Source organism: Amycolatopsis sp. lyj-112 (genome assembly GCF_046549055.1).
Lineage (GTDB): Bacteria > Actinomycetota > Actinomycetes > Mycobacteriales > Pseudonocardiaceae > Amycolatopsis.
In genome coordinates, this window is sequence record NZ_JAJPWS010000016.1 from 88,160 (window position 1) to 104,447 (window position 16,288).

Here is a 16,288-nt window from a genome sequence, read left to right on the forward strand (position 1 = left end):
AAGCGGTGTGGTCGACGCGTCGGGCGTCGTCAGTTCGATCCTGTCGAACTACCGGCGGCTCGTCGTCGAGTACCAGCGGCGGGTCACCGGCGATCCCTCGGCGCTGAACGCGTCCGCCCAGCGCTGCGGTGAGCGGGGCGCGACGGTTTCGGGCCAGGCGTCGGAGATCGGCAAGGCGGCGACGGCGCTGAACGCGTCTTGGGAGGGCGACGCCTACACCGCGTTCTCCACCGCGGCCGGGAAAATGAGTCAGGAACTGGGTGAGCTCGGCGCGAAACTGAGCGACCAGTCCACCCGCCTGCGAGCGGGCGCGCAGGCGCTGCAGGGCGCACGGTCCTGTGTGGACTCGATCCTCGCGCAGTTCGACCAGTACGCCTCCCAGCTCACGAGCCAGGCGCGGACCGCGAACGCCGGTGCCGTCAACGCGTTCATCTCCGCGGCCCGGCGGCTCGGCGAAAGTGCCGCGCAGGCGGCCGAAGAGGTCGCGAACGAACTGAGCGACGAACTGGCGCGGCTGTTCCCGGCCGACGGCGTCGGCCGGATCGAGCACGAACTCGGCAAAGGGGGCCGCGGCCCGTTGTACTGGCTCAACGGCGAAACACTCGATGGCCGCAAGCGCCCGCGTTCGCACCCTTCCTGGTTCGGCAATTCCGGCTGGAAGAAGCTCACCTGGGACGGCCTCGAAGGCACTCGCGCCCCGCGCGCCGGTGACACCCCGTTCGGCAGGCCGAAGCCCGACGGCCTGCGTGACAAAGCCTGGAACAGCACCGAGATCACCTATCTCAAGTGGAAGCAGGAGCAGGACGGCCTCACCCCGGGGTGGGACGCCAAGGTCTCCTCGCAGGGCTGGGACGTCAAAGCGTCCGGGCACGCCGAACTGGCCGCGTTCAAGGAAGAGGCCGAAGGCAAGAAGGAATGGGGCGTCGCCTCCGGCAGCGCCAAGGGGACCGCGTTCGTCGGCGGTGAGGTGAACGGTTCGCTGCAGGCGGGCGCGCACGGCGTCGGCCTGCACGCCAACGCCTTCGTCGGCGGCAAGGTCGAAGGCGAGCTCGCGGCGGACGTGGCCGGCATCGGCGTCGGCGCGAGCGGCACCCTCCAATATGGACTCGGCGCACAGCTCGACGGCCAGGCCGTCTACGACGCCGGGCACATCAAGGTCAACTTCAAGGCGGGCCTCGCGCTCGGTCTCGGCGCCGGCCTCGGCGCGAAGATCGACATCGACCTGCCGAAGATCGCGGACACCGTCGGCGAGTACGGCGGCGCGGCCGTCGACGCGGTGAGCGATGTGGCCGGCCAGGCGGCCGACGCCGTCGGCGAGGCGTGGGACGACACGATCTCCTACGTGGGCGCGTGGTGACGGGAATGAGCGAAACGAGGGGTCAGGACCGGGTTTCCCTCCCGCTCGGATTCGACATCCCCGACGGCTGGGTACCCGTCGATCCCGCGTCCGTCGGTGCCGCGGGCGCGGTTTTCGTCGCCGTGCACTCCGAACCGGCGGAGGACTTCACCCCGAACATCACCCTGAGCGTCGGGCAGCGCCCGGACGAGGCGGAGATCACCGACATCGCCGACGAGGCCGTCGAACGGCTCGGCCGGACCATGGCGGCGCTGGAAGTGGTGCGGCGCAAGGTGATCGGGACTCCGGTCGCGCCCGGTGTGACGCAGGTGCTGCGTATCCGCACCGGCGAAGGGCAGGACCTCGTTCAGACCCAGGTGCAGCTGACCGTGCCGGGCGCGAGCCAGGCGGAGCGGCTGGTCCTCGAGATCGCCTGCACCGCCACCCCCGAGGCGGCGCGCCGCCTCGGTGACGACTTCCGCGGGTTCGTGGGCAGCGTCCACGTCCGGCGGGATATCACCGCGGATGAAGGAGAAAATTCGTGACCACCGACCCCTACGCCGTGCCGGATATGGACGAACTGCTGGACCAGGTCCGCAGGCAGACCGAAGAGGTGCAGCGCATCCAGCGTTCGGTCGAGGCGATGGAGGTCAAGGCGCACTCCCGGCAGAACGAGGTCACCGTCGTGCTGCGCGGAGACGGCCGGTTCACCTCGATCGACATCGACCCGCGCGCGCTGCGCCAGTACGACGCGCGCAACCTTTCGGAGATCGTGCTGGAGGCGGTCAACAACGGGCTGCAGAAGCTGGCCGAGGCCAGCAGCGCCAAGTTCGCCCCGGTCATCGAGTCCGCCAAGTCGATCGAAGCATGACGGCCGCGATCGCGGGCTCCACCCGGCGCGTCACGGTGGTGACACCGCGGGCACGCGTCGACGTGGCGTTGCCGCAGCAGAGCACGTTCGCCGAACTCGTCCCGCAACTCGTCCGGCTCGCCGGCGCGTCCGGGCAGGCGTCGGCCGAGCATCCGGGCTGGGTCCTCTCGCGGCTCGGCGGCGCTCCGCTCGCCCTCGGGCTGACCGTCGCCGCCGCCCAGGTGCGCGACGGCGAAGTGCTGCACCTGACCCCGCGGGAACGCCCGCGGGGTCCGTTGCTGTTCGACGACGTCGTCGACTCGATCGCCAGCGTCGCCGAATCGGGTGCCGGCCGCTGGGGTCCGTCGGTGGCGCGCAAGGCGGGCATCGTCGCGTCGGTGGTGCTGCTGCTCGCCGGTGGCCTGCTGGTGCAGGCGGCCGCGTCCGGCAGTGTGCTCGCGCCGATCGGGACCGGGCTGCTCGCGCTGGTCCTGGTGCTCGGCGGTGGCGCGCTGAGCCGGGCGTACGGCGACGCGGAAGCCGGTGCCGCCGGCGCTCTCGCCGGGGTCGGTGCCGCGCTGCTGGCCGGGATGTCGATCCTGCCGCCGCATCCGCTGTTCTCGCTGTCCGCCGGACCGCTCGCCGCCGGGCTCGCCGTCGTGACCGTCTACGGCGTGATCGCGGCCGTTTCGGTGGCGGACCGGCTGCCGTGGTTCGTCGCGGTCACCGTTTCCGCCGGCCTCGGCGCGATCACCACCGCCATCGTCCTGCTGGCGGACGTCCGCCCGGTTTCTGCCGCGGCGGTCGTCGCCGTCGTGGCGACCGCACTGGCGGCGGTGGCGCCGATGATGGCCCTGCGGCTCGGCAGGCTGCCGCTGCCCCGGGTGCCCGACGACATGGACGCGTTCCGCGCCGAGGACAACCCTTCCCTCGGGGAGGACATGGTCGGCGGGACGTCGTACGCGCAGGCGTTGCTGACCGGGCTGCTCGTCGCGCTCGGGCTCACCGCGGTCGCCGCGACCGTCGTCCTGGCGTCGTCCGGTGGAGCATGGGGAGCGGGCTTGTCGGCTCTGCTCGGGCTGGCGCTGATGCTGCGGTCTCGCGCGTTCGCCGGCCGCTCGCAACGGCTCGTGCTCATCGGCTTCGGTGCGGCCGCGCTGGTCTCGGCGGGATTCTGGCTCGCGGCGAGCGGACCGCGTTCGTTCGTGTTCGGCGCGGGCTGCGCCGTCGTCGTGGCCGCGGCCGTCTGCCTCACCTACGCGACGCGGGTCGCGAAGGGACGGCGTTCTCCTTACTGGGCACGGACTCTGGACATCACCGAGTTCCTGGTGCTGCTCTCGCTGGTGCCGTTCGTCGGCATGATCGCCGGTGTCTACGAGGCCGTCCGCGGCTGACCGTCCCGTTTTACGTCCGTGGAGGACTCCTTCCCTACCCTCAGAGAAGTAAGGAGTCCTCCACGGAGCGTCCCCTCAGTCCTCCAGTGCCAGCGGCAGGGTCCGCCGGACCGCCGCCGCGTGTCGTCCGTGCAGCGGGGTCACCGCGATCCCGCCGGGCCGCACCGTCTCCGCGCCCGGCCGCCCGCCGACCCGGATGGTCACCTCGGATCGCTCACGCCCGCCCGGGGAACGGTGCAGCGTAAGAGAAGTCGCCGTGAAAGCCGATCCGGGGACATAGAGGTCCAGTGTCCGCGCGAGATCCCGTTCCGACCGTGGCCGGTAGCAGATCTGCGACGCGCCACCCCAGTTCCAGGAACGCCAGCCGTCCTTCGGCGCGTCCTGGCCGCTGCCGAGCGCGACGCGCAGTTCCTCGGCCACCTCTCCGGCTTCGAGCACGGTGCTCTCGAACCCGGCCTCGGCCAGCGATCCCATCAGCGACAGCGCCGCGCAGGCGGTGCTCCGCAGCGCGCCGAGTTCGCCGCCGCCGCGGGCGAGCGCCGCGATCGGCGCGTCCTCGGGGCGGTACCGCACGGTCAGCCAGCGGACCCGCAGGACCGACTGTCCATTAGGGACTGTCCAGGTCAGCAGCTGCGCGCTGGACAGCGGGATTCCGGTGTTCCGATAGGCGTCACGAAGGATGCCCGCGAGGGTGTCCGAGTCCGGGGTGACGGCGCCCGGGGTGAGCCGCACGATGGCGCTCCAGCCGTCGCCGACCTCGGCGACACCGAAGCGGTTGCCCGCGCGGTCGACGTGCTGGCGCACCCGGACGGCGCCGGCGAGCCGGTGCAGCGGATCGGGGACCTCACGCCGGGTGTCGTGGCGCCGCAGGCGGTAACCGGCCCAGGTGAGCAGCCAGCCCGCGGCGTGGCGCCCGGCGAAGCGGACAGACGTCGTCAGCACGAGCGCGGCGGCCACGGCGGTGATCGTGATCTGCGCGGGCCGCGGAACGCCGTCGACGGTGAACACCAGCAGGACGGCGATCGCGGCGATCTCCCACAGTGCCGCCTGCAGCGGTCTGATGGGCAGCAGCCAGTGCAGCGGCGCCGCACCCGCGACGGCGGCGTGATCAGGGGCCGGGCGGGGTGTTCCCACCGCCGGAGCCTCGACCGACAAGGAATTCCCGTGCACGTACCCGACGGTAGTGGGGCCCCGCGCCCGGCAGGGGCGTAAAAAATACCCTCACCGTGTACCGGGCGGCGAACCTAGCGTGAGCACTCTCTTCAAGGGTGGGACGAACGGCGGGGGACGGGAGCGTGTGGACGCAGCGGGACCAGATCCAGGCCTACCAATTCCTTCGCAGGAGGCTGGTTTCGGCACTGGTCTCGGCCGACGCCAACCATCCTGTCGCCCCGAGCCGCAGGCTGGTCCTCGGAACCTTGCTCGGCTTCGGCGTCGCACTGCTGATCACCGCCGTGTTCGGCGTGATCGGCCTGCTCAATCCCTCCGGCGGTAAGGACTGGCTCGCCGGCGGCAAGGTGATCGTCGAAGAGGACACGGGCGGCCGGTACATCCTCGGCCAGGACGGCGCGCTGCATCCCGTCCTCAACTACGCCTCCGCTCGGTTGCTGGCCGGAGGAAACGGTGAGGCCACTGTGACCGTCCCCTCGGACAAGCTCGCGAAGGCGCCGCGCGGTTCCCAGGTCGGTATCCCCGGCGCCCCCGACTCGCTGCCTGCCGCCAAGGCGCTGGTGAGTACGCAATGGACCAGTTGTTCGCGGACGACGCAGGACGCGCCCGCGTCGGCCGAACCGGCGACCACCGTGCTGCTCGGCGCTCCCGCTTCCGGTGTCGATCTCCCGAAGGATCAGGCCGTCGTGGTCCGCGTCCCCGATGGCGATCGCTATCTCGTGACGGCGGGGCGCCGCTACAAGCTCACCTCGGACGCCGCCACGGCGCTGCAGTTCGACACCTATCCCGCGATCGCGGTCTCGTCGCGCTGGATCGGCACCGTCGCGGCCGGACGCGATCTGGCCTACAACGCGGTCGAGGACGCCGGGCGGGCCGGCCCTCGCGTCGGCGGTACCCCGACGAAAGTCGGTTCAGTGCTCGGCGTCATCGACGCGATGGCGTCGCCCGGCGACGCGACTTCGTACTACCTCGTCCGTGCCGAAGGGCTCCAGCCGATCGGCCAGACCGAGGCGAGCCTGCTGATCAACACGCCGGAGAACGCGGGCGCCTACAGCGGCGTTCCGGCGCCCGTCGCGGTGCGCGCCGCCGATGTCGCGGCGGTGCCCAAGGTCGGCTCGCCGCGAGCGGGCGGAGCCGATCCGGCGGACTATCCGGACCGTATTCCGCGAAAAGCGCCCGTTACCGGACAGTCCGTGACCCTGTGCGCACAGGGTTCTCGAATCGTTATCTCCGCACAGGTCCCGTTGCCGCAAGGTGCGAAGGCGATCCCGGTGACGGCGCGGACGGACGCGCTGGTCGCCGACGAGGTTTTCGTGCCTCCGTCAGGAGGTGCGGTGGTGGCGGAATCGGGTTCCGGAACGGTTTACGTCGTGACCGACACAGGGCTGAAATATCCGGTGGCGAGCACTGAGGCACTCGCTTCCCTCGGTTACGGCCAAGCTGAACGGCAACCGGTTCCGAATGGGTTGCTGGCACTGGTGCCGCGGGGGCCCGCGCTGGATCCGGCCCTCGCCGGTCGCACGGTGTCCGCGGTGGGTGGGACGGGGTGAGCGGAACGGTGCAGATGACTGAGAGCAGACCGATGACCGACCGGGTCAACGTCGCGGTGATCGAGGACCACCCGTTGTATCGCCATGCCATGGTGCGGGTGCTCACCGAGGCCGAAGGGATCGAACTGGGTGCCGTGGTCGATTCGGTCGCCCGGTTCCATGTCCACCGGCAGCCGCCCGGCAGCGTGGTGCTGCTCGACCTCGGGTTGCCGGGGATCGCCGGTCCCGCCGCCGTGCTCCAGGTGTGCGAACTGGGGCATCACGTGCTGGTGGTGTCCGCGCAGGCGGAGTCCGAACAGGTGCTCGGCGCGATCGCGGCCGGTGCCAAGGGATTCCTCTCCAAGGACGTCGATGTCGACGAGTTGCTGATCGCGATCAACACGGTCGCGCAAGGCCGGGCGTATGTCTCGGCGGTGGTGGCGGGGATGATCATCAAGGACAACGTCGACCGTCCCATGCCGGCGCCGGACGTCGCGCTCTCGGCGCGGGAGAAGCAGGTGCTGCGGCTGGTCGCGGCCGGCGAACGGGACGTCGACATCGCCCGGATCCTCGGTATCGGGGTGCGGACGGTTCGTGGTTATCTGGACCGGATCCGTGACAAACTCGGGGAAAGAAGGCGGGCCGGCCTGGTCCGCAAGGCCATCCAGCTCGGGCTCGCGTCGCCGCCGGAGGTGCCCGGCCCCTCGCGGCCGGTCGCGCCCCGCGATGACGCGGGCGGATTCGAAGGACGCCGGTGAACGCAGACGAGCAGCAGCCGAAACGCAGCATCCCGATCAACGTCGGGGTGATCGAAGATCATCCGCTGTACCGGGACGCCGTCGCGCGTGTCCTCACCGAAGCGCCGGACATCGAACTGGGCGCCGTCGCCGATTCGGTCGCGCGGTTCGCCGTGCAGGAGCAGCCTCCGGGCAGTGTCGTCGTCCTCGACCTCAAACTGCGCGGGGTCCAGGACGCCGCCGCCGTGCTCGAAGTGGGGCAGATGGGGCACAAGGTGCTCGTGGTCTCCGCGCACGCCGAACAGCCCGAGGTACTGGGCGCGATGCAGGCCGGGGCGAAGGGCTTCCTGTCCAAGGACGTCGACGGCGACGAACTCCTGCGCGCCATCCGCACGATCGCCGACGACAACGCGTACGTGTCGCCGACGCTCGCCGGAATGATCATCCAGGACAGCGAAGATCGGCACGCGGGGCCGAAGATCGTCCTGTCCGAACGGGAGAAGCAGGTCCTGCGGCTGGTCGCGGCCGGCGAACGCGACGTCGACGTGGCGGAGATCCTCAACATCAGCGTGCGGACCGTGCGGTCCTATCTCGACCGGATCCGGGACAAGACCGGGGAACGGCGCCGGGCGGGTTTCGTGCGGGTCGCGATCCGCGAAGGGCTGTTGCGTTAGGGCGCTTCAGCGGCGCTTCGGCCCCGCGAAGTTGACTCGCAGGGTGTAGACCGAACTCGACGCCGTGACGAACAGGTCGTTGCGGCGCGGCCCGCCGAAGGTCAGATTCGAACAGACCTCCGGGATGCGCAGTTTGCCGATCCGCGTGCCGTCGGGCGCGAAGCAGTGCAGACCGTCGTGCGCGGCGGCCCAGACGCGGCCGGCGTCGTCCACGCGGACGCCGTCGAACACTCCGGCGTCGCAGGTCGCGAAGATCTCGCCGCCGGTGAGCCTCCCGCTGTCCTTGACGTCGAAAACCCTGATGTGACTCGGATTCCGCCGGGTGTCGACGATGTACAGCAGCGACTCGTCCACCGAGAACGCGAGCCCGTTCGGGCGGGTGAAGTCGTCCGCGACGATCCGGACGGAGCCGTCCACCGGGTCGGCGCGGTAGACGTGGCAGGCGCCGATCTCGCTTTCGGCCTGATGGCCTTCGTAGTCGCTGTCGATCCCGTAGCTGGGGTCGGTGAACCAGATCGCGCCGTCGCGGGCTTCGACGACATCGTTGGGGCTGTTGAACTTCTTGCCCTGGTAGGTCTCGGCGAGCACGGTGGTCGTGCCGTCGTGCTCGGTGCGTGTAACCCGCCGGTTGCCCTGTTCGCAGCTGACGAGCCTGCCGAGGCCGTCGACCGTGTGCCCGTTGTGGAATCCGGCGGGCTCGCGGAAGACGCCGACCGCTCCCGTGGTCTCGTCCCAGCGCAGGACGCGGTCGTTCGGGATGTCACTGAAGACGAGATACCGGCCCGCGGGGAAGTAGGCCGGGCCCTCGGTCCACCGGCAGCCGGTGTGCAGCCGCCGCATCCGTTCGTCGCCGTTGACGCGGGCGAACCGCTCGTCGAGGACCTCGAACCGTGCCTTGATCATGTCCATAAGTGACCCCAGAAGTCAGAACGTCATCTGGCAATCATCATTGCTCGCCGAACTTGATATGGTCAAGCCATGGATGATGTGGATCGCATACTGCTCACCGAGCTTCAGCAGGACGCGACTCAGGCGTATGCCGCGCTCGGCAAGGCGGTCGGGTTGTCCGCGGGTGCCGCGCACGAGCGGGTCCGCAAACTGCGGGAGCAGGGCGTCATCCGGCGCACGACCGTCGACGTCGATCCGGCGGCCGTCGGCCGTGGGGTGATGGCGTTCGTGCTGGTCGAGGCGAAGTCGTGGATGGGGGACTCGCCGACCAAGGTGGCGCTGGAGGAGCTTCCGGAGGTGGTGGAGGCGCACGTCATCGCGGGCCCGGCTTCGCTGCTGGTGAAGGTGCGCACGCCGACCACCGAGGAACTCCAGGCGTCGTTGCGCCGCCTCTACGCCATCGAAGGGGTCACCGGGACCCAGACGATCGTGGTGCTCGAGTCCTTTTTCGAGCGATCCGTGGACGCTAGAGGCGACGGTTCGCCAGCGCTCCCGTCGCCGCCCGAGCCTTCCCGCTGACCGCCGGATCCACGTCGAGGACCGCGATCTCCGCCCCGGCGCCCAGCTGGGCGTGGACGCGCCCGAAGCCGTCGGACACGGTGGAATAGCCGATCCCGGTCGGTGCCTTCGGGTTCACCGCCGTCCCGGTCGTGACCGGGTCGGCCTGCCCGCAGCCCAGGACCCAGCAGCCGGAGTCGAGCGCGCGGGCCCGCACCAGGACCTCCCACTGCTCGCGTTTGCCTTCGCCCGCGCCCCACGACGTCGGCACGAGGACGATGTCGGCGCCGTCGTCGGCCAGCCGCCGGAACAGCTCCGGGAAACGGAGGTCGTAGCAAGTCGCGACGCCGAAGGTGACGCCGTCGACCGTGAAGGTGGCCGGCGCGGAACCGGGGGCGACCGTGTCGGATTCGGCGAATCCGAACGCGTCGTACAGGTGGATCTTGTCGTAGCCGAAGTGGTGCCCGGCGCCGGTGACGAGCAGCGTGTTGCTCACACGCCCGTCCGGCGACGGCGTGAACATGCCCGCGACGATTACGACGCCGTGCTCTCGCGCGAGGGCGGCCACAGTGGACGCCCACGGCCCGTCCAGCGGCTGGGCGAGCGGTTTGAGCGGAACGCCGAAGCGCGCCATCGCCGCTTCGGGGAAGACCACGATCCGCGCGCCGTCGGCGGCCGCGGCCGCCACGCCTTCGCGAATCAGCTTCAGGTTCGTTTCGGGATCCTCGGCCGTTGTGAGCTGGCACAACCCGATCCGGGCCACACTGGCCTCCCTCATCGTGGGATCGCTGGTCACCACCCCAGTGTGCCTGCTCGCCGCGTTCGGGCCACCTCGTACCCTGGACCCATGCTGAACCGTACCGACCTGCGTGGACAGGTCCCGTCCGTTGCCGAACTCAGGAGCACGCTGCCGCGTGCCGAGTACGACGTGGACGCGGCGCTGCATCACGTGCGGCCGGTGGTCGAGGCGGTCCGCGATCGCGGTGTCGAGGCGGTTCTCGAGTACACCGAGAAGTTCGACAAGGTCCGCCCCGCCGGTGTCCGGGTGGCCGCCGCGGAGCTCACCGGTGCGCTGGAGAACCTGGACCCGGCCGTTCGCGAGGCGCTGGAGGAGTCCATCCTGCGCGCCCGGAAGGTCCACGGCGATCAGGTCCGCCAGGACGTCACCACGACCGTCGTCGACGGCGGCACGGTGACCGAGCGCTGGATCCCGGTGGAGCGCGTCGGGCTGTACGCGCCGGGCGGGCTCGCGGTGTACCCGTCGACCGTGGTGATGAACGTCGTCCCCGCGCAGATCGCCGGGGTCGGCACGCTCGTGCTGTGCTCGCCGCCGCAGGCCGCGTTCGGCGGTCTCCCGCACCCGACGATCCTGGCCGCCGCCGCGCTGCTCGGCGTCGACGAGGTGTGGGCGGCCGGCGGGGCACAGGCCGTCGCCCTGCTCGCTTACGGCGGCACCGACACCGACGGTGGCGTGCTGGAGCCTGTCGACACCGTCACCGGGCCCGGCAACATCTACCTCACCGCGGCCAAGCGGCTGCTGCGCGGCATGATCGGCATCGACTCCGAGGCCGGTCCGACCGAGATCGCGATCCTCGCCGACGAGACGGCCGACCCGGTGCACGTCGCCGCCGACCTGATCAGCCAGGCCGAACACGACCCGCTCGCCGCGAGCGTGCTGGTGACGACATCCGAAGAACTCGCGGACGCCGTCGAGAAGGAGCTGACCGGCCGGGTCGCCGCGACCAAGCACTCCGACCGCGTGACGGAAGCCTTGAGCGGCAAGCAGTCCGGCATCATTCTGGTGTCTACTGTGGACGACGGGCTCCGTGTGGTCGACGCCTACGCCGCCGAACACCTGGAGATCCAGACCGCGGACGCGCGCTCGGTGGCGGCTCGCGTGCGCAACGCGGGCGCGATCTTCGTCGGGGCGTACGCACCGGTTTCGCTCGGCGACTACTGCGCCGGGTCGAACCACGTCCTGCCCACCGGCGGGTTCGCACGGCACTCGTCCGGCCTTTCGGTGCAGAGCTTCCTCAAGGGTGTGCACGTCGTCGACTACAGCGAGGACGCTTTGCGCGAGATCGCCGGCAGCGTCGTCGCGCTGGCCGACGCCGAGGACCTGCCCGCGCACGGCGAGGCCATCATGGCGCGGTTCGAGGGGGAGCGGGCATGACCATCGGCGAGGAGATCACGCTCGGCTCGCTCCCGTTGCGGGAAGACCTGCGGGGCAAGACCCCGTACGGCGCGCCGCAGCTGGACGTGCCGATCCGGCTCAACACCAACGAGAACCCGTACCCGCCGCCGGACGCGCTGGTGGCCGACGTCGCCGAGGCCGTTCGCGCCGAAGCCGCTTCGCTGCACCGCTATCCGGACCGTGACGCCGTCGCGTTGCGGCAGGACCTCGCGGACTACCTCGCGGTGTCCACCGGTGTCCTGGTCTCGGAGTCGAACGTGTGGGCCGCCAACGGATCCAACGAGATTCTGCAGCAGATCCTGCAGGCTTTCGGCGGCCCCGGGCGGTCGGCGCTGGGCTTCGAGCCGTCGTACTCGATGCACCCGATCATCTCGGCGGGCACCCGCACCGACTGGCTGCCGGTGCCGCGTCGCGACGATTTCACGCTCGACACCGAGAAGGCCGCGGCGCTGGTGCGCGAACGGCGTCCGGACATCGTCTTCGTGACCAGCCCGAACAACCCGACGGGCGGGTCGATCCCGTTCGGTGAGCTGCGCGGGCTGCTCGAAGCCGCGCCGGGCATCGTCGTGGTCGACGAGGCGTACGCGGAGTTCTCGTCGCAGCCGAGCGCCGTCGAGCTGATCGAGGAGTACCCGGCGAAACTCGTCGTGTCGCGCACGATGAGCAAGGCGTTCGCGTTCGCGGGCGGGCGGCTCGGCTACCTGGCGGCCGCACCCGCGATCGTCGACGCGCTGCAGCTGGTGCGGTTGCCGTACCACCTCTCCAAGCTCACGCAGGCCGCCGCCCGCGCGGCGCTGCGGCACGCGGACGCCACCCTCGCCTCGGTCGCCAAACTCGCGGCCGAACGCGACAGGGTGGTGGAATCGTTGCTGGGCCTGGGATTCACGCCGGTCCCGAGTGACGCGAACTTCGTCCTCTTCGGACGGTTCGCGGACGCTCCCGCGACCTGGCAGTCCTATTTGGACAACGGGGTACTGATCAGGGACGTCGGCATCGAAGGCCACCTGCGGGTGACCATCGGGACGCCGGAAGAGAACGACGCCTTTCTCGAGGCCAGCAAGGAGGTGCCGCGATGAGTCGCGTCGGCAAGGTGGATCGCACCACCAGGGAATCGTCCATTTCGGTCCAGCTCGACCTGGACGGCACGGGACAGGTGGAGATCAGCACCGGTGTCCCGTTCTACGACCACATGCTCACCGCGTTCGGCGTGCACGGTTCGCTCGACCTCAAGGTGGAAGCGACCGGTGACGTCCACATCGACGCGCACCACACCGTCGAGGACACCGCGATCGTGCTCGGCCAGGCGCTGCGGCAGGCGCTCGGCGACAAGAGCGGCATCCGCCGGTTCGGCGACGCCTGGATCCCGATGGACGAAACCCTCGCGCACGCCGCGATCGACGTCTCCGGCCGCCCGTTCTGCGTGCACCTCGGCGAGCCGGAGCAGTTCACCAGCTTCACCATCGGCGGCAACTATCCGTTCGTGCTGACGCGGCACGTGTTCGACTCGCTGTCGTTCCACGCCCAGATCGCGCTGCACGTCCGCGTGCTGCACGGCCGGGACCCGCACCACATCGCCGAGGCGCAGTACAAGGCCGTCGCGCGGGCACTGCGCGCGGCCACCGAGCCGGACCCGCGGGCGGGCGGGATTCCGTCCACGAAGGGCGTTCTCTAACCCCGCGTTTCGTCCTCTGGTTGCGTTCCTTGCACGTGCAACTACCGCAACTAGAGGACGAATTGCGGGCGTTGAAGGCGGGCGTACCCGGCGGGGTCCCGCGAGCGAGCGTGTGGCAGCCTGGCGGGCATGAGTAACTCGACCATCGCCGTGCTGCTGTTCGCGCTCGGTGGCTTCCTGATCGGCGGCGTCTACGCGACCTGGAAGAGCGTCAAGTTCCTGGCCGTGGTGCTGGGCATCGCCGCGCTGGTGGCGATCGGCGGCGCCGTCGCCTGGCTCGCCGGCTGAACTCCCAAGTACGTGAAGGCCCCCTTCCCTGCGCCTAGCGCAAGGAAGGGGGCCTTCACGTACTTACTTGGAGGCTTCGACCAACTCGCGCTCGTCGGGAGTGTCAAGCTGCTTCGTGAGCTTCTCGCCTTCGACGTCGACATCGGGCAGCACGCGGTCCAGCCACTTCGGCAGCCACCACGCGCCACGGCCGAGTAGTGACATCAGCGCGGGCACGATCGTCATCCGGATCACGAACGCGTCCACCAGCACCCCGAAGGCCAGCGCGAACCCGATCGACTGGATCAGCGAAGACTCGGCCAGGATGAATCCGGCGAATACGCTGATCATGATCAGCGCCGCGGCGACCACGACCCGGGAGCCGTGCCGGAAGCCGGTGACCATCGCCTGCTGCGGGTCGGCGCCGTGGACGTACTCCTCGCGCATCCGCGTCACCAGGAACACCTGGTAGTCCATGGCCAGCCCGAACAGCACACCGATCAGCAGGATCGGCAGCATGCTCATGATCGGTCCGGTCGTCTTCACCCCGAGCAGATCGGTCAGCCAGCCCCACTGGAACACCGCCACCACGGCGCCGAACGTCGCGACCACGGAGCCGAGGAAGCCGAGCGTGGCCTTCAGCGGGACCACGACCGAGCGGAACACCAGCATCAGCAACAGGAACGCGAGCCCGACGATCAGCGCCAGGTAGGGCAGCATCGCGTCGGCGAGTTTCTCCGAGACGTCGATGTTCGCCGCGGTCTGGCCGGTCACCGCCAGCGACGCGCCGGTGGCCGTGCCCAGTCCCGCGTTGAGGCCGCGGATGTCGCTGACGAGAGTCTCGGTCTCGGTGCTGCTCGGACCACTCTTCGGGACGACGGTCAGCAGCGCCAGGTCTCCGTCGCGGTTGACCTTCGGCGGCGTGACGATCGGCCGCTCGGGGAGTCCGCTGATGCCCGCGGTCGCCTGCTGGAGCGCGGCCTGCCGGTCGCCGGCGGAGGCCAGGTCGACGACGATCACGAGCGGTCCGTTCGCGCCCTCGCCGAAGCTGCGGGCGACGGTGTCGTACGCCGCGCGTTGCGTGCTGCCGGGCGCGGCGGTGCTGTCGTTCGGCAGGCCGAGCTGCATGCTCGCGGCCGGGATGGCGACGATCGCGAGGCCGGCGATCGCGGCGATCAGCACCGGGATCCGGCGGCGGGCCACGAAACGGGCCCAGCGCTCGCCGTGCGTCGTCGTGTTTTCCTTGCGGCGCAGGCGAATCTTGCCGCCGGCCAGTTTGGCGCCTGCGAAGCCGAGGATGGCGGGCAGCAGGGTGAGCGCGATGACGACGGCGATGGCGACGGTGATCGCGGCGGCGACGCCCATCTCACCGAGGAACGGGATGCCGACGACGGTCAGGCCCGCCAGCGCGATGATCACGGTCAGCCCGGCGAACACCACCGCGGATCCGGCCGTGCCGGTGGCGCGTCCGGCGGCTTCCTCGGGATCGCGGCCGATGCTTAGTTCGTGTCGATAGCGAGAGACGATGAAGAGCGCGTAGTCGATGCCGACGGCGAGGCCGATCATCAGCGCGAGCACCGGCGTGTTCGTGTTCAGTTCCAGGAAACCGGACGCGGTCGTGATACCCGCCATGCCGATGCCGACGCCGATGAGCGCGGTCAGCAGCGGGATCCCGGCCGCGAGCAGCGAGCCGAAGGTGATGATCAGGACGACGGCGGCGACGGCGACACCGAGGCCTTCGGTGGCGTTCGTCGCGGGCATCGCCTGGACGGCGTCACCGCCGAACTCCACGGTGTAGCCGGCGGCCTTGATCGGATCGGCGGCGGCCATCAGGCCCTCGCGGTCGGCTTCGGTGAGCTCGAAGCCCGGCACGCGGTAGCTGACCTGCGCCAGCGCGACGTGCTTGTCGGGCGAGATCGCCTGCGCCTGGAGCGGGTCGACCACTCCGGCGACCTTCGGCGCGTCCTTCAGCTTGGTCACGATGCCGGCGATGGCGGCCTTGCCCGGCTCCTGGGTGATGTCCTGGCCCTCGGGCGCGGAGATGACCACGCGGGCGGTCGCGCCACCGGCGGCCGCCTCCGGGAAGCGCTCCGCGAGCTGGTCGATCGCCTTCTGGGACTCGGTGCCGGGGATGGTCACCGAGTTCGAAAGCTGGCCGGAAAGGGTCAGTGCCCCCGTGCCGAGGGCGACCAGGATGGCGGCCCAGACCACCGTCACCAGTGCCCGGCGCCGGAACGAAAACCGGCCCAGACGGTAGAGGAAGCTGGCCACAAGAGTCTCCCGTTCACTCGATCAGGTTCACTCCAAGCTAGCCGATCGGCTAGGGAGCTACAAGCCGATCGGCAAGTGTGTGACTAGCCGCACGGCTAGTACTCGTTTGGCCGGACGGCTGCCCGTGACGTAATCTCCGACGGCTGAACGAGGAGGGATCATGGACGTCGTCCACGCGGAGGACACCCGGACGCGGTTGCTCGGCACGGCACTGCGGTTGTTCACCGAACACGGCGTGGAAGGCACCTCGCTGCAGATGATCGCGGACGCGCTGGGCGTCACCAAAGCGGCCGTTTACTACCACTTCAAGACGAAGGCGGAGATCACCGAATCCGTCGCCGAGCCCGTGCTGCGCGAGCTGGAGGGCATCGTCGACGACGCCCGCGCCCAGCGCACCCGCGGCGCGCAGATCGACCATCTGCTGGACGGTTTCGTCGACCTCGTGGTGCGGCACCGGGCACTGGTCGCGCTGTTCTCCAGCGATCCCGGCATCGCCCGCGCGATCGAGAGGTCCGTCCACCAGTCGGAAGACTTCAAGAACCGGCTGCTCGAAATCCTCGTCGGCCCGGACCCGGACGTTCTCGCGATGGTGACCGCGCAGGTGCTCCTGGCGGGGATCGCCCTCGCCGGCGGCTCGCCCGAGGTCGCCGCCCTCGACGACGAGACGCTGCGCGAAACCCTGATCAGCGTCGGCCGCAAGCTCTACAACCGCCCGCGCCGCCGCACGTGACCGATGTGTTCAAGACAG

At 70.2% G+C, this 16,288-nt stretch carries 17 protein-coding genes; 13 read left to right on the forward strand and 4 right to left on the reverse strand.

Annotated features, from left to right (window positions below; genetic code table 11):
* Positions 1–7 precede the first annotated feature (7 nt).
* Genes ACLJRL_RS35335 through eccD form a run of 4 tightly spaced genes read left to right on the forward strand, consistent with a single transcriptional unit; the run spans position 8 to position 3,580 of the window.
* On the forward strand, positions 8–1,357 hold the full coding sequence (locus tag ACLJRL_RS35335; protein ID WP_410660795.1) for a WXG100 family type VII secretion target: 1,350 nt from the start codon (positions 8–10) through the stop codon (positions 1,355–1,357).
* Positions 1,358–1,362: 5 nt separating this feature from the next.
* Positions 1,363–1,881, forward strand: a complete 519-nt coding sequence (locus ACLJRL_RS35340) for a hypothetical protein (protein ID WP_410660711.1) — start codon at positions 1,363–1,365, stop codon at positions 1,879–1,881.
* Positions 1,878–2,207, forward strand: coding sequence for a YbaB/EbfC family nucleoid-associated protein (locus ACLJRL_RS35345; protein WP_410660712.1), 330 nt, complete (start codon positions 1,878–1,880; stop codon positions 2,205–2,207). The genes ACLJRL_RS35340 and ACLJRL_RS35345 overlap by 4 nt, the downstream gene beginning before the upstream one ends.
* Positions 2,204–3,580, forward strand: coding sequence for a type VII secretion integral membrane protein EccD (gene eccD / locus ACLJRL_RS35350; RefSeq protein WP_410660713.1), 1,377 nt, complete (start codon positions 2,204–2,206; stop codon positions 3,578–3,580). Before ACLJRL_RS35345 ends, eccD begins: the two co-directional genes overlap by 4 nt.
* Positions 3,581–3,655: 75 nt before the next feature.
* On the opposite strand, the gene ACLJRL_RS35355 is transcribed toward eccD, so the two are convergent.
* Positions 3,656–4,714 carry a type VII secretion protein EccE gene (locus ACLJRL_RS35355; RefSeq protein ID WP_410660796.1) on the reverse strand — a complete coding sequence of 353 codons (1,059 nt, stop codon included), beginning with the start codon at positions 4,712–4,714 and terminating at the stop codon, positions 3,656–3,658.
* Between the two features lie 161 nt (positions 4,715–4,875).
* Between ACLJRL_RS35355 and eccB the strand changes: the two genes are divergently transcribed.
* Genes eccB through ACLJRL_RS35370 form a run of 3 tightly spaced genes read left to right on the forward strand, consistent with a single transcriptional unit; the run spans position 4,876 to position 7,690 of the window.
* On the forward strand, positions 4,876–6,300 hold the full coding sequence (eccB, locus tag ACLJRL_RS35360; protein ID WP_410660714.1) for a type VII secretion protein EccB: 1,425 nt from the start codon (positions 4,876–4,878) through the stop codon (positions 6,298–6,300).
* Between the two features lie 14 nt (positions 6,301–6,314).
* The gene (locus ACLJRL_RS35365; protein ID WP_410660715.1) at positions 6,315–7,037 is read left to right on the forward strand and encodes a response regulator transcription factor; all 723 of its coding nucleotides are present in this window, start codon (positions 6,315–6,317) and stop codon (positions 7,035–7,037) included.
* Positions 7,034–7,690: a response regulator gene (locus tag ACLJRL_RS35370; protein WP_410660716.1), complete on the forward strand. Its 657-nt coding sequence runs from the start codon at positions 7,034–7,036 to the stop codon at positions 7,688–7,690. Before ACLJRL_RS35365 ends, ACLJRL_RS35370 begins: the two co-directional genes overlap by 4 nt.
* 6 nt (positions 7,691–7,696) lie before the next feature.
* Here the strand turns inward: ACLJRL_RS35370 and ACLJRL_RS35375 are convergent, their stop codons facing one another.
* The gene (locus tag ACLJRL_RS35375; RefSeq protein WP_410660717.1) at positions 7,697–8,599 is read right to left on the reverse strand and encodes an SMP-30/gluconolactonase/LRE family protein; all 903 of its coding nucleotides are present in this window, start codon (positions 8,597–8,599) and stop codon (positions 7,697–7,699) included.
* 69 nt (positions 8,600–8,668) lie between these two features.
* Between ACLJRL_RS35375 and ACLJRL_RS35380 the strand changes: the two genes are divergently transcribed.
* The gene (locus ACLJRL_RS35380; protein ID WP_410660718.1) at positions 8,669–9,157 is read left to right on the forward strand and encodes an Lrp/AsnC family transcriptional regulator; all 489 of its coding nucleotides are present in this window, start codon (positions 8,669–8,671) and stop codon (positions 9,155–9,157) included.
* Here ACLJRL_RS35380 and ACLJRL_RS35385 read toward each other — a convergent pair.
* A complete protein-coding gene (locus ACLJRL_RS35385) occupies positions 9,105–9,899 on the reverse strand; it encodes a carbon-nitrogen hydrolase family protein (protein WP_410660797.1) in 795 nt (264 codons plus the stop codon). The genes ACLJRL_RS35380 and ACLJRL_RS35385 overlap by 53 nt on opposite strands.
* A gap of 84 nt (positions 9,900–9,983) precedes the next feature.
* Between ACLJRL_RS35385 and hisD the strand changes: the two genes are divergently transcribed.
* The 4 genes from hisD (at position 9,984) to ACLJRL_RS35405 (ending at position 13,290) form a co-directional block, all read left to right on the forward strand.
* Positions 9,984–11,309: a histidinol dehydrogenase gene (gene hisD, locus ACLJRL_RS35390; RefSeq protein ID WP_410660719.1), complete on the forward strand. Its 1,326-nt coding sequence runs from the start codon at positions 9,984–9,986 to the stop codon at positions 11,307–11,309.
* Positions 11,306–12,406, forward strand: a complete 1,101-nt coding sequence (locus ACLJRL_RS35395) for a histidinol-phosphate transaminase (RefSeq protein ID WP_410660720.1) — start codon at positions 11,306–11,308, stop codon at positions 12,404–12,406. Before hisD ends, ACLJRL_RS35395 begins: the two co-directional genes overlap by 4 nt.
* Positions 12,403–13,002 (forward strand): imidazoleglycerol-phosphate dehydratase HisB, encoded by a 600-nt coding sequence (gene hisB / locus ACLJRL_RS35400; RefSeq protein ID WP_410660721.1) that lies wholly within the window; start codon positions 12,403–12,405, stop codon positions 13,000–13,002. Before ACLJRL_RS35395 ends, hisB begins: the two co-directional genes overlap by 4 nt.
* A gap of 129 nt (positions 13,003–13,131) precedes the next feature.
* Entirely contained in the window at positions 13,132–13,290 is a 159-nt protein-coding gene (locus ACLJRL_RS35405) for a hypothetical protein (protein WP_410660722.1), read from the forward strand.
* Positions 13,291–13,353: 63 nt separating this feature from the next.
* Here ACLJRL_RS35405 and ACLJRL_RS35410 read toward each other — a convergent pair whose 3' ends face one another.
* Complete coding sequence (locus ACLJRL_RS35410; RefSeq protein ID WP_410660723.1) at positions 13,354–15,540, reverse strand: MMPL family transporter; 2,187 nt, start codon at positions 15,538–15,540, stop codon at positions 13,354–13,356.
* A 160-nt stretch (positions 15,541–15,700) separates the two neighbouring features.
* Here ACLJRL_RS35410 and ACLJRL_RS35415 point away from each other — a divergent pair, with 160 nt between their 5' ends.
* Positions 15,701–16,270, forward strand: a complete 570-nt coding sequence (locus tag ACLJRL_RS35415) for a TetR/AcrR family transcriptional regulator (RefSeq protein ID WP_410660724.1) — start codon at positions 15,701–15,703, stop codon at positions 16,268–16,270.
* Positions 16,271–16,288: the final 18 nt, after the last annotated feature.

Bases quoted from the DNA above. Each gene is read 5' to 3' on its own strand.
- hisD (WP_410660719.1), top strand. From the start codon at position 9,984: ATGCTGAACCGTACCGACCTGCGTGGACAGGTCCCGTCCGTTGCCGAA.
- ACLJRL_RS35380 (WP_410660718.1), top strand. From the start codon at position 8,669: ATGGATGATGTGGATCGCATACTGCTCACCGAGCTTCAGCAGGACGCG.
- ACLJRL_RS35365 (WP_410660715.1), top strand. From the start codon at position 6,315: ATGACTGAGAGCAGACCGATGACCGACCGGGTCAACGTCGCGGTGATC.
- ACLJRL_RS35395 (WP_410660720.1), top strand. From the start codon at position 11,306: ATGACCATCGGCGAGGAGATCACGCTCGGCTCGCTCCCGTTGCGGGAA.
- ACLJRL_RS35405 (WP_410660722.1), top strand. From the start codon at position 13,132: ATGAGTAACTCGACCATCGCCGTGCTGCTGTTCGCGCTCGGTGGCTTC.
- ACLJRL_RS35375 (WP_410660717.1), bottom strand. From the start codon at position 8,599: ATGGACATGATCAAGGCACGGTTCGAGGTCCTCGACGAGCGGTTCGCC.
- ACLJRL_RS35340 (WP_410660711.1), top strand. From the start codon at position 1,363: ATGAGCGAAACGAGGGGTCAGGACCGGGTTTCCCTCCCGCTCGGATTC.
- eccD (WP_410660713.1), top strand. From the start codon at position 2,204: ATGACGGCCGCGATCGCGGGCTCCACCCGGCGCGTCACGGTGGTGACA.
- hisB (WP_410660721.1), top strand. From the start codon at position 12,403: ATGAGTCGCGTCGGCAAGGTGGATCGCACCACCAGGGAATCGTCCATT.
- ACLJRL_RS35415 (WP_410660724.1), top strand. From the start codon at position 15,701: ATGGACGTCGTCCACGCGGAGGACACCCGGACGCGGTTGCTCGGCACG.